Origin of the sequence: Arthrobacter sp. SAFR-023 (assembly GCF_051965295.1) — a bacterium.
Classification (GTDB): domain Bacteria; phylum Actinomycetota; class Actinomycetes; order Actinomycetales; family Micrococcaceae; genus Arthrobacter.
This window is the reverse complement of sequence record NZ_JBQCMF010000022.1, coordinates 1-11,785: the sequence shown is the minus strand read 5'-3', so window position 1 is coordinate 11,785 and position 11,785 is coordinate 1. Positions and strand designations below refer to the sequence as shown.

The 11,785-nt window shown below is 61.6% G+C and carries 8 protein-coding genes; 5 read left to right on the top strand and 3 right to left on the bottom strand.

Features of this window, described 5'->3' with window-relative positions:
• Positions 1-182 precede the first annotated feature (182 nt).
• Entirely contained in the window at positions 183-1,670 is a 1,488-nt protein-coding gene (locus ACTHQX_RS19580) for a DUF4041 domain-containing protein (RefSeq protein WP_440158888.1), read from the top strand.
• 1,591 nt (positions 1,671-3,261) lie between these two features.
• Here the strand turns inward: ACTHQX_RS19580 and ACTHQX_RS19575 are convergent.
• From ACTHQX_RS19575 to ACTHQX_RS19565, 3 genes are all read right to left on the bottom strand, one after another.
• Positions 3,262-4,482: an ROK family protein gene (locus tag ACTHQX_RS19575; protein ID WP_440158889.1), complete on the bottom strand. Its 1,221-nt coding sequence runs from the start codon at positions 4,480-4,482 to the stop codon at positions 3,262-3,264.
• A 139-nt stretch (positions 4,483-4,621) separates the two neighbouring features.
• A complete protein-coding gene (locus tag ACTHQX_RS19570) occupies positions 4,622-5,479 on the bottom strand; it encodes a sugar phosphate isomerase/epimerase family protein (RefSeq protein WP_440158890.1) in 858 nt (285 codons plus the stop codon).
• A 43-nt stretch (positions 5,480-5,522) separates the two neighbouring features.
• Complete coding sequence (locus tag ACTHQX_RS19565; RefSeq protein WP_440158891.1) at positions 5,523-6,554, bottom strand: zinc-binding dehydrogenase; 1,032 nt, start codon at positions 6,552-6,554, stop codon at positions 5,523-5,525.
• A 723-nt stretch (positions 6,555-7,277) separates the two neighbouring features.
• Here ACTHQX_RS19565 and ACTHQX_RS19560 point away from each other — a divergent pair.
• The 4 genes from ACTHQX_RS19560 to ACTHQX_RS19545 all read left to right on the top strand — a co-directional run bounded on the left by ACTHQX_RS19560 (position 7,278) and on the right by ACTHQX_RS19545 (position 11,703).
• Entirely contained in the window at positions 7,278-8,555 is a 1,278-nt protein-coding gene (locus ACTHQX_RS19560; RefSeq protein ID WP_440174651.1) for an ABC transporter substrate-binding protein, read from the top strand.
• 34 nt (positions 8,556-8,589) lie between these two features.
• Positions 8,590-9,570, top strand: coding sequence for a carbohydrate ABC transporter permease (locus tag ACTHQX_RS19555; RefSeq protein ID WP_236806043.1), 981 nt, complete (start codon positions 8,590-8,592; stop codon positions 9,568-9,570).
• A complete protein-coding gene (locus tag ACTHQX_RS19550) occupies positions 9,570-10,430 on the top strand; it encodes a carbohydrate ABC transporter permease (RefSeq protein WP_236806042.1) in 861 nt (286 codons plus the stop codon). Before ACTHQX_RS19555 ends, ACTHQX_RS19550 begins: the two co-directional genes overlap by 1 nt.
• An 82-nt stretch (positions 10,431-10,512) precedes the next feature.
• Positions 10,513-11,703, top strand: a complete 1,191-nt coding sequence (locus tag ACTHQX_RS19545; protein WP_440158892.1) for a Gfo/Idh/MocA family protein — start codon at positions 10,513-10,515, stop codon at positions 11,701-11,703.
• Positions 11,704-11,785 lie beyond the last annotated feature (82 nt).

Below are 11,785 nucleotides of genomic sequence, written 5' to 3'. Positions count from 1 at the left end.
TCTTTCTTGACCGCTATAGAGAGGGTCCAAGCGTCGAGAGCCGGTGAGCAAGAAACAGTTTGCGGCGTCTTCAGCTTTCCACCGGGCTTGGGGCAAGATCATCTTGGGGGAACTACGCACGTTGATCCGTACGGCTGCGCGATGAACCCGCAGATGCTGTTTCGACGACGATAGGTCCCTTCGTGAGCGTTCCCGCTGGCTGGTACAACGACCCGCAAGACCCTGCTCTTGTCCGCTACTGGGACGGCATTCAATGGACGGCTCACATCCAGCCGATCCAGCCTCAGCCTGTGCCGCTGCAGCCGGCCAAGCCGCCGCACGCTCCCCAGGTGTCAGCTCAGCCGCAGCAGCACTTGCAGCAGACCCAGAATGTGGAAAGGGGCCGCGGCGCAGCAGTCCGCAAGGTCGGGTTTTTCGGTGCGAAGAAGACCGCCGAGACGGCCCTGGCCAACGTGGAGCGGATGCAGAGGATCCTCGACGAACGCGGATTGCTCGAGTTTGACCAGATAGAGGCCAGCCGGGACGAGCTGCGCCACATCGCAGAGAACGAGCGCCAGGAATGGGCGTCCGAGAGCCAGCGCCTGCAGGGACAGCTCCATTCCCTGCGCGCCGAACTCGCCCAGGCAGAAGGCCAGCTGGTGAGTTCCCGCGCTTCCGCCGCGTTGCAGGAGGTCGGGGTCTTCGACTTCGAACATCCCGCCGAGCACTCAGCACATCTGGCAGCGAGGCTAGATGCGTTACGTGCACAGTACAAGGAAATGGCCCGAGCCAAGCGGGCCATCCATGCCACCTCCAACTTCACGTTCAACAACTCCACAAAGCAGGGCGAGAAGTTTGTGAACCAGATGTCCACCATCATGCTGCGCGCCTACAACGCCGAAGCCGAAAACTGTGTGAAAACCGTCAAAGCGGGCAATTTGGCCACCGCGACCTCCCGCCTCACCAAGGCCAAAGAGCAGATCGAACGCCAAGGCACCATGATCAACCTGCGCATCGACGAGCAGTACCATCACCTGCGCATCCAGGAAATGGTTATCGCCGCCGAACACCTCCAGGCCGTGGCAGCGGAGAAAGAAATGGAGCGAGCCCGCCGCGAAGACCTGCGCGAGCAGAAGAAGGCCGAAGCCGAGCTGGCCGCTGCCCGACAGAAGCTCGCCAAAGAACGCGCCATGCACCAGGCCACTCTTGACGCGCTCATCGCCAACGGCGACCTCGAAGGCGCCGAACGCATGCGGGCGAAAATTGCTGAAGACGAACTCGCTCTGGCCGACGTCGAACGGCGCGCGGCGAACATCCGTGCCGGCTACGTGTACGTTATCTCCAACATCGGCGCCTTCGGGGAGAACATGGTCAAGATCGGCATGACCCGGCGCCTGGAACCCATGGACCGGGTCAACGAACTCGGCGACGCCTCCGTGCCCTTCCGCTTTGACGTACACGCTCTCTTCTACTCCGATGACGCCGTCGCCACCGAAGCCATGCTGCACAGGACCTTCGCTGAGCAGCGCGTCAACAAAGTCAACCTCCGCCGAGAATTCTTCCGCGTCACCCCGCACGAAGTCCTCGAAGTACTCAAGGAACACCACGTCGAACTCGTCGAATTCACTGAATTGCCGGCAGCCGAGGAATTTCGCCTCAGCTCACCCGAGGCCGAAGCTTTGCCCGTATGAGGCCCTGAGGCCAAAAGTGGCGGTGGCAGGGGGAAATGCGCAACACCAGTTTTTCTAGCCAATGGGATGAGGATACCGGCCCACCACATATCCACGGGTGCATCCGGCAAACTGTGGCCGTAATAACTTCGGGGCTGGAGCGCCGAATTAGCGGAGGCCTGTATTGATCGACGTACGGAGTCGATGAGTGTCGACGCATCACCCAGGGGGATCGAGTCATCAATGTGCCCCGAAGCCCGGAACTCCGCATTGTCCGACCCAGACTTGGCGACCGCGAGCAGCACGCCGGCAGGGTCAGTGTTGAAACTGCTGGCCAAACCATTCAGCATCTCAGACCGCAACGTGAAATCCGGCGACCCAACTGCCATAGGAACCAAAACGCCGGAGGTGTCTGTCTGCCGACGCTGGGCGATGTTGCCAAGTACGGCTGTCCGGGTCCATGCGTGTATCCGAAGCCACTCGGTGACGTCGAGGGGAAGCAGCGCCTGGTCAGTCAAAGTTACATCGTCGGTCATCCGTCCCACCTCACAGCCTGGGCATCCATCAGGGTTCGCATAGCCCCAGGCGTCAGAAGATTCGCCATGGGTATCTTGCGGCGGATAGTTGCCGCATTCGATGTTGACGGCATTCCCAATAACGGAAGGTAGTAAGCGGATCGGGGTGCCGCAGCGGCTCTCGCCACTCAAGTTAATCCCTATATTGACGTTTGGGCCCTGACGTTGCGCTGGGCGGAGCGGCCGTTCACGTGCCCGCGTCCGTTTCATGGTGCTTCTCTTGTTTCGAGTGGGCACGATCGGGTAACCCACAACTTCAACCGCCAGCCAGCGCTGGGCCCCTGAACCAGCCCATAGGCTGCGCCGAGCCCACTTTTGCCGGTCCGGCATACAACCTCAACGAAGTTTCCCTCCATGCTGCCCAGCCGCAACACTCAGGGAAGAAGCTGCAGCAGGCGCCCCATTGGGAGACGGGCGGCATTCTGCCCGGTTGGCGCTGCCCTGGACACATCTGCGTCACCAACGATGTTGGCCCGGGCCCCGGAGCCTCTCACAATAAAGCGTCCTTCAAACCGGATGCGGACTGGCAGTCGCACCAGATAGCCCGGCTCTACGCTGCTCGGGCCGGCGTTTAGCGTATTTGGGCGACTGGCACACCCACCCCGGTGCGTTCCCAACTCCCGGCGCACGCGACCTGGAGACGCTGCAAGCAATTGCCCGGCACTCCCCGCACGATGCCCTGAACCCATCATGGTGATTATTGGCCAACCCTATGGCTTCGGGAGGTCGGAGTTAGAGTTCACCGTGACGGATACATACTGGGCTCCAGATCCTTGGGATGTACCTGGGAGAATGACGTGACTAAGGGTGAATTGGGGTCCATATGTCAGGGCCACTCGCGCCGCCTATGAAGGCGGCGAATGACTTTTGTCGGACTGGTGATCCGCGGTCCTCGCGAGACGCGTCTGTCATTTCTTGGCGGATGCCTCCGGCAAGTCCCGGAGCCCGACGGCCGTTAGATGTCCACGACGAGCAACGGCGTTCAGCCTGGCGAGGACCTCCTGGAGCCTTGCTAGGTCCGTCAGGGTGCAGGTGTGTCATTGACTGGCGGCGAGCATCTGGAGGTTCTCAGGGGCTAGGACGTGGTCCAGTGCCATGATGGCTGCGCCGGTGATGCCAGCATCGGCTCCGGTTCGGGCTTGCACGATGGATAGGTCCTGGGTGGCCAAGGGTGTTGAGCGGGCGTAAACAACTTCCCTGATCCCTGCAATGAGTTGTTCTCCGGCTTCAGCCATGGAACCGCCGATCACTATGACGGCGGGGTTTAGTAGGCTCACGCACATGTTGAGGACTTCGCCGATGTCCCTCCCGGCCTGGCGCATGGTCTGGCTGGCGAGTATGTTGCCTTGGCGGACCAGTGCCATGACGTCCGAGTCGTTGGGAACATCGACGCCGGCAGCGCGTAGGGCACGGGCCACGGCGGGGCGGCCGGCGATGGCCTCGAGGCACCCGATGTTGCCGCAGCGGCATGCAATCCCGGCGGCCCTGTTGACGGCGATGTGCCCCACGTCGCCGGCGGTGCCTTTTTCTCCGCGCTGCAACTGCCCGCTGCTGATAATTCCTGATCCGATGCCTGTGGCTACTTTCAGGAATAGCATGTTGTCCGTTTGTGGCCAGCATGCCGCCCGTTCGCCCAGCGCCATGATGTTGACGTCGTTGTCCACGAGAACGGCGACGTCAAAGGTGCGCTGAACGTAGTGGGGCACGTCGAAGCCGTCCCAGCCGGGCATGATGGGCGGCTGGGATGGTTTCCCCGTCGAGTGTTCGACTGGCCCTGGCAGACCAATTCCCACTGCGATCAGGTCTTCGGGGGCGCGCTGAAGCTTCGACAGAAGGCTGCTGACGGCTTCGGTCAGCCAGTCAAGTACAGATTCCGGACCGTCCGCAATCTGTATTTGTTCTCTTGCTTTCGCCAGGGTGGTCCCGGCGAGATCCATGATTGCCACGGTCGCGTGCGTGGCACCGATATCACCGGCGGCAACCACCCGCGCCGACGGATTGAACGCCACACGAGCGGGTGGTCTGCCCCCGGTGGAAGCGGCATCACCAACAGGGGCAATGAAACCAGTGTGCAGTAACTCCTCAACGCGGGCCGTGATGGTGGACCGTGCAAACCCGGTTGCTGCCGCGAGCTCGGAGCGTGTGCGCGGGCGACCGTCCCTCAGTATCTGAAAGAGCTCGCTGGCGCCGAAACCCGGTGCCGCTTTCTTCGTCCTGGACTGGCTGTCTGCAGCAGGCAACGTCTGGACCACGGTCATCAAATACCCTTACTGATAAAGAGCGCCGCCTCATCGAGCGGGCTTGCATGGTTGGTTCTGCAATCATCCGGATGTCGCATGTGTACGTCCTCCATTAGATCAAAACGGCTCACTGCTCATCGCAACCCTCAAGTACCTGTTACTTTTTCAGCGCCTCGTACGCGTCGCGGATGTAAGCATCGGATCTGCGGATCTCCCGTCCGATCTTCTCCATGCTCCACCCGTGAGTTCCGTGGCATTTCAGGCTGGCGGCACCCTCGTACCCCGCTCGCTTGAGTTCCGATAGGAGGAAACGGTGGTCCAATGTTCCCTGGGGCGAGGGAAGTTGTTTCTCGCCGGGTCCGAAGTTCAAGCCGTCCACGCCGTGGCGGTATGCCCGGTCAACGTCCCAGATGTAGTAGTAGTACAGCCTCTTACGCTCGGTCAGGAAAGCAATGACTTCGCTGATCGTTTCCTGCATGACCCACATGTGGGGCGGGGCTAGGCAGACCCCGAGATAGGGATCGTCGATGTCCCGTACAAGACGCTTGATTTGGGCAAAGGTGTCCACGCCTTCGTCCCAGCGTTTGTCTTCGTTGCCCCCGGCTTCAAAGTCGGCGGAAAAAGGGACCGTGAGGTGGTTTTCCACGGCGATGCGGACCCCCGCCTTGGCACCGGCTTCCACGATAGGCGGCAGGAACGATCCTACGAAGTCCGAATAGTTGGCCTCACAGTCGAAGACGACCGTGTCGATGCCCAGGTCCGCCGCGAACTGGACGCGCTCCAGGATTTCGTCCTGGTTCTTGCCGTACACGGTGAGTCCGCACGCCTTCATGCCGTACTTGTCGAGGACCTCACGGATTTTTCCCGGATCATCTCCCGGGTTTACGTGGTGGGCCAGCGGTGATGCGGATGACCATAGGTTGACTTCGGTAAACCCGACCTCAGCCAAGTCCCTGACTGCATCCTCGAGCGGCATGTCGTGATAGGGGAGAATTTCTGCGGTGTAGCGGAACATTGCTGTTAGTCCTTTCTCGATGTGAGGCTTTGTGCTGGCGCTTTCAGCTCCAGGTGAAGACGGCTTTCTCGGTCTCGCGCCGATCGAAGGCACGAAACGCCTGTTCGGCGTCTTCCAGGGAGTATTCGTGGCTAATGATGGCTTCGACATCCACCTTGTTGTCCGCGATGAAACGCAGGATTTCGGGCCACTCGCCCAGCGGGAAATACCAGCCGCCGACGACGGTCAGCAGCTTGCGGAGGATCTGGTCGCTCGGGTTGATTTCCGTGGCCCGGGATTCTCCGACGAAGGCGACGCAGCCGAGCTTTGCTGCGGCATCGAGGGCTGTGTTCTGGCCGGCAGGGTTGCCCGAACAGTCGATGGCGACTTCGACGCCTCGTCCGTGTGTCAGTTCCCGGATTGCTTCCGCGGCATCAGTGTCCCTGCTGTTAACGATGTCGTCCGCGCCAAGGACCCCGGCTTGTTCGAGCCGTTCGTCCAGGATGTCAACTGCAATAACCCGCGCCCCGAAGCCCTTGGCGACGAGAACGGCTGCCGAGCCCATCGGACCCAGACCGATGACGGCGACTGTCTTGTTGCCGCTCACACCCATTTTCTTCTGGACGTGGTACTGGCTGCCGATCATGTCGGTCAACACCGCACCTGCCTTGAAGCTGAAATGATCGGGCAGCGGGAGCGCATTTCGGGCCGCAATGGTGAAGAACTCGGCGTCGCCGCCGGGGAAGTCGAAGCCGAAACATTTCCAGTCGGGACACAGCATTGTGTAGCCCGCGCCGCAGTACTCGCAGTGGCCGCAACCAACGGCAAGATGAGCCGCGACACGGTCGCCTACTGCCACGCCGGTGACGGCGTCGCCTACCGCCACGACGACTCCTGCCGCTTCATGGCCCGGGACCACGTCACCCGTTTCTGCGGCCTCACCGCCGACGATTGGGTTGCCGTAGTACAGGCTCATATCGCTGCGACAGATAGCGGAAGCCTTGGTTTGCACCAGGACCTCGTGGGGTTTCGGCTCCGGACGTTCACGATCGGCGACGACGACCTTCTTGTCGCCGGGGAGAATTACTGCACGCACTTCGAGCCTCTTTCTACTCTTGCCTGGTTACGCCGTACAAAATTGGTTCGTTCACGGCATCAGTGCTGCCTGTGCGGCACCTCTGTCCGTTCAAGGGAAGCCCGGTCGTCCGTTCTCGACTTTGCTGTCCGCGCTCAACTGCGAGCTGGGACAGCCAGACCGGAACAAGCGGCACCGGAGGGCCGGCGGCAGGTCAGGCCGAGCTGCCGACTCCGCATCCCCGCTCTACTTCCATGCCCTGATTATGACACCGGACACATAGGCTATGTCAATACACATACAAAAGTCTGTTCAATAACTGACAATAGTCAGTCGGTCGAAAAGTGGGCCGCGGCCGGGCTGGTGCCGCAGAAGGGCCACCGTGGAGAGTGGGAGACGGCGTGGGCTTATATGCGTACGTGCAACTACTGCGAAGTCCACATGCAACTTTTGCTTGACGTTTGGCAAAAGTGTCCCTAGTCTTTTTGTGAGCCTCCCCACCGCCTTCGCATCTCTGCAAGGTAGCGAAGGGCGCGTTACCCGTTCCGCACCCTGACGAGAAAATCGTCATTCGGTAGCCGATCAACGAAAGACAGGCAAATGTTCAAAACTCAGAGTCGAGTAGCAAAGTCCCGCCTGATCGCTGGACTTGGAGCCGCCGTGGCGACAGCTTTGGTCGCAACCGGGTGCTCCGCTGAATCGCCCAATCCAAGCGCCAGCGCCGCGAAGCCGGCCGAACTCAGAATGCTTTACACCACGGATGAAGCCAACAGTGCCGCTGTGGCGTCGCTGGTCCCGCAGTTCAAGGAGAAGCTCGGGATTGATCTGAAGATCGACAACCAGCCCTACGACGCCCTTCAGCAGAAGGTCTTCTCGGAGTTCGCGTCCAGCAGCAGCTACTACGACATCGTCGTTGTCGACACACCCTGGGCGCCGGCTCTCGTGCAGAACCTCGAGCCGCTCACCCCCTACATTCAAAACAAGGACCTCAACACCATCGGCGACGCAAACGTCGGGGACTTCATCCCGAAAGTCTTTTACGACACGGCCGTCTACAACGCCGAGTCCCCGATCAAGCGCTACCCGAACGAGACAGAGAAGCCCGCCCCGGACGCCATCAAGAATGCAGGCTTCGATATTTACGGGCTGCCGATCCAGTCCAACGTGGCAGTAATGGCATACCGCAGCGACCTCTTCAACGATCCCCAGCAGAAGGCAAACTTCAAGGCCAAATACGGCAAAGACCTGAAGGTTCCCCAGACCTGGGACGAATACGCGCAGGCAGCCGAGTTCTTCACCCAGCCGGACAAGAAACTGTACGGAACCACTGTCATGGCCGGCGTGGGGGACTGGGCAACCGATGACTTCAAAACACTTCTGGCTTCATTCGGCGGGAACGGACACCTCGTCAACGAGGATCTGAGCCTGGCCTTCAACACCCCCGAGGGAGCCAAAGCACTCAGCTACTACGCCAAGCTCGCCCAAAGCGGGCACGTACCGCCAGGCAGCACGTCCGCCGACTGGGGAACCACAGCTGAATCCTTTGACAACGGACTGACCGCCATGACCATCAATTACCACGACCTGAAGCTCGCGGACAACGTCAAGGGCTCCATCGGGTACGCCCCCGTTCCCAAGGCCGATGCCGCAGGCCCCCACTTCGGCACCTGGATGCTGAGTGTCAACAAGAATTCCAAGAACAAGGAATGGGCCTACCAGGCAATCAGCTGGCTGACCGCGGCAGAGCAGCAGACAGCCATGACAGAAAAGTCCCTGCACCCAAGCCGCAGCTCCGTGTACACCTCGATCAAGAAAGACAACCCCCTCGCCGGTTTCTACGAAACGCTGGGGCAGTCCCTGGAGGTAGGCGTCGGCCGCGCCCGCCTCACCAACTACACCGAAGTCAGCCACGAAATAGCCGTGGCCGTAAACAACGCAGCAACAGGATCCGCCTCCCCACAGCAGGCCCTCCAGGGAGCAGCTGACAAGGTTTCAACACTCCTGAAATCCGCTGGCTACTGATCCTGCACCCAACCCTGTCCAAGGAGCATCAATCATGAGATCCACCGCTGCCCTGCCCAAAGCCGGGCTGCAGGTCGAGGATTCCCGTCGCGCGGGCGGTCAAACACCGACCGTTCCGCCCGGCAGGAAGCCTTTGGCCTGGAAGAAGCGCTCACTCCCCTGGGCCTACATGGCCCCGTCAATGATCGTCCTGCTGCTGATGACGGTCGCACCTGCGGCATTCATCTTCTATTCAGCATTCCGGAACGACAAAATCCTCGGCGGGGTGGGGCGGTTCGTCGGGTTCAACAACTTCATCGAAGCAGTCTCCAACGCCTCCGTCCGCCACGCATTCCTCATCACCTTGGCCTTTGTGGCAGGGGCCGTCATCCTGGAAATGCTCCTTGGGTTCGCGCTGGCACTCCCGCTCGCCGCCCAGACCACTGCCAACAAGGTTGGAGCGGCCCTCATGCTGCTGCCATTCGCAGTCACACCTGCCGTGGCAGCCATGGTCTTCAAGCAGCTACTGAACCCCAACTACGGCTGGGTCGGCTACTACTTGGGCCAGCTCGGCTTCCCCAAGGGCGTCGACCTGCTCGGGGACCCCACCTCGGCATGGATCGTCCTGCTGATCCTGGACATATGGCAGTGGACCCCCTTCATCGCCCTCATTCTGATGGCAGGGCTCCAGTCACTTCCTGGTGAACCGCGGGAAGCCGCCTTGGTCGACGGCGCCTCGCCCTGGCAAATGTTCCGCCATATCACCTTGCCTGCGATGATCCCGTTCATCGCCATCGCCGCAGTTCTTCGCACCATCCAGGCCTTCAAGACCTTCGACTCGTTCAAGATCCTCACCGGCGGAGGCCCCGGCAGCTCCACCGAAATCATCAATCTCGGCATATTCCGTGTCGGCCTGCAAAGCTTCAACGTGGGACTCGCATGTGCCCTCGGTGTGATCTTCCTGATCATCCTGTCCCTGCTCGTACCCCTGATGCTGCGCGTCATTGGCCGCCGGTCCGATCCTGAGGAAATGTAATGTCAACCCCTTCAACAACCATCGGCCGCGGCGCAATAGCCCGGACCATTGTCGGCCGCACCTTCCTGTGGGCATGGCTCCTCATCGGACTCATCCCGCTGGTGTTCATGCTCGTCACCTCCATCAAGCCTGCCGGCCTGGCAAACCAGATACCGCCGGCCTGGCTGTTCCAGCCGACGCTTGAAAACTATGCATCGGTCCTCTCAGCGGGCGGCGGTAAATCCGAAACCTTCGGACAGCTCCTCCTGAACAGCGCCATCGTCAGCTTGGGCGCCACAGTCCTGGCCATCGCGGTCGGAGTGCCGGCAGCATACGCCCTGACCATGAGGGACTTCCGCGCACGGAAGGGCCTGTCCTCCTGGATCCTTTCCACCTACATGTTTCCGCCCATCGTTGCCGTCATCCCGATCTTCGTCTTCGCGGGCAAGCTTGGACTGATGGACACCTACCCGGTGCTGATAGTCCCTTACGCCGCCTTCAATCTGCCCATCGTTGTCTGGATTCTCCGCAGCTCGATTTTGCAGCTGCCCTACGAGATCCAGGAGGCAGCCATGGTGGACGGCGCCTCGACCTGGAATATCCTTCGACGGATCATCTGGCCCCTGCTGGTGCCATCGGTAGCAACAGCAGCGGTACTGACCATCGTCCTGTCCTGGAATGAATTCCTGTTCGCCCTGTCCCTGACGCGAAGCGGAGCCAAAACCGCTCCAGTGGGTCTTCAGCAATTCACCGGCATGTACGGCACCGACTGGGGGGACATCACCGCGGCCGCGACGCTCATCGTTGCACCCATCCTGGTCCTAATGATCATTCTGCGGCGGCAGATGGTCGCCGGACTGACGTTCGGAGCGGTCAAGTAATCCGTCCATAGCCTCAGGCCAGGTCCCCTTTGGCGCTCTGCACGCCCTGCCCGCGCGAAGTCGCATGAGAAAGAACGAAAAAATGTCCCATCAAAGCACCCCGCCCAAAACCCTCGGCGTCGCCATGATCGGCTACGCCTTCATGGGCAAGGCCCACTCGAACGCGTGGCGGAACGTCGCCAGCTTCTTCGATGTCCTGGCCTTCGAGCAGAAAGTGCTCGTCGGCCGGGACGCCGGGCAGGTCGCCGCCGCCGCGGCCAAGTACGGCTGGTCCGAGTCCGCGACGGACTGGCGTTCGGTCCTGGAGCGGGACGACATCGATATCGTGGACATCTGCGCCCCGGGCTGGATGCACGCCGAGATCGCCGTCGCCGCCCTCGAAGCCGGGAAGCACGTGCTTGTGGAGAAGCCGCTGGCCAACACCCTGGCCGAGGCCGAGGCCATGACTGAGGCGGCACGGGCGTCCCGAGCACGTGGGGTCCAGTCCATGGTCGGATTCAACTACCGCCGGGTGCCCGCCCTGGCATTGGCCCGGGAACTGATCGCAGCGGGCCGCCTCGGCTCCGTCCGGCAGGTCCGCGCGGCCTACCTGCAGGACTGGCTCAGCGATCCTGCATCACCCATGTCCTGGCGGCTGAACAAGGAAACAGCGGGTTCCGGAGCTCTCGGGGACATCGCCTCGCACGCGATCGACCAGGTCATGTTCCTCCTCGGAGACTCCGTCACCGAGGTTTCCGGCCGGCTGCACACCTTCACAACCCGCCGGCCCGGCCCGTCCGGACTGGAGGAGGTAACGGTCGACGACGCCGCCTGGGCCACGCTGTCCCTTGCCTCCGGGGCCATCGCCTCGGTGGAGGTCTCCCGCGTGGCCACCGGGCAGAAGAACTCCCTGAAACTCGAGATCTACGGGGACAAGGGCACCATCCTCTTCGACCTGGAGAACCTGAACGAGCTCGGTTTCCTGGACGCCACCGCCCCGGTGCGCGAGCAGGGATTCCGCCGGATCCTGGTCACCGAACCCGACCACCCTTACCTGGATGCGTGGTGGCCGCAGGGCCACATCATCGGGTGGGAACACACGTTCACGCACCAGATCCGCGACTTCCTCACCGCGATCAGCACCGGTGACGCGCCGTCGCCGTCGTTCGAGGAAGGCCTCGCCGTCCAGCGCGTCCTCGCCGCCGTCGAAGAATCCGCTGCCGCGAAAAGCGCGTCCATCCAACTCGTCCAGCCCACCGACGCCGCAGCCGCCACACCGACCGAAGGAGCCTGACGTGTCCCGCCCGTACACCCTGTTCACCGGCCAGTGGGCCGACCTGCCCTTCGAGGAAGTCGCCAAGCTCGCGTCCGGCTGG

What these genes read in the sequence shown, in the direction of transcription:
- ACTHQX_RS19575 (WP_440158889.1), bottom strand. Translation starts at nt 4,482, where the DNA reads ATGACCGTGGTCCAGACGTTGCCTGCTGCAGACAGCCAGTCCAGGACG.
- ACTHQX_RS19570 (WP_440158890.1), bottom strand. Translation starts at nt 5,479, where the DNA reads ATGTTCCGCTACACCGCAGAAATTCTCCCCTATCACGACATGCCGCTC.
- ACTHQX_RS19560 (WP_440174651.1), top strand. Translation starts at nt 7,278, where the DNA reads ATGCTTTACACCACGGATGAAGCCAACAGTGCCGCTGTGGCGTCGCTG.
- ACTHQX_RS19555 (WP_236806043.1), top strand. Translation starts at nt 8,590, where the DNA reads ATGAGATCCACCGCTGCCCTGCCCAAAGCCGGGCTGCAGGTCGAGGAT.
- ACTHQX_RS19550 (WP_236806042.1), top strand. Translation starts at nt 9,570, where the DNA reads ATGTCAACCCCTTCAACAACCATCGGCCGCGGCGCAATAGCCCGGACC.
- ACTHQX_RS19545 (WP_440158892.1), top strand. Translation starts at nt 10,513, where the DNA reads ATGTCCCATCAAAGCACCCCGCCCAAAACCCTCGGCGTCGCCATGATC.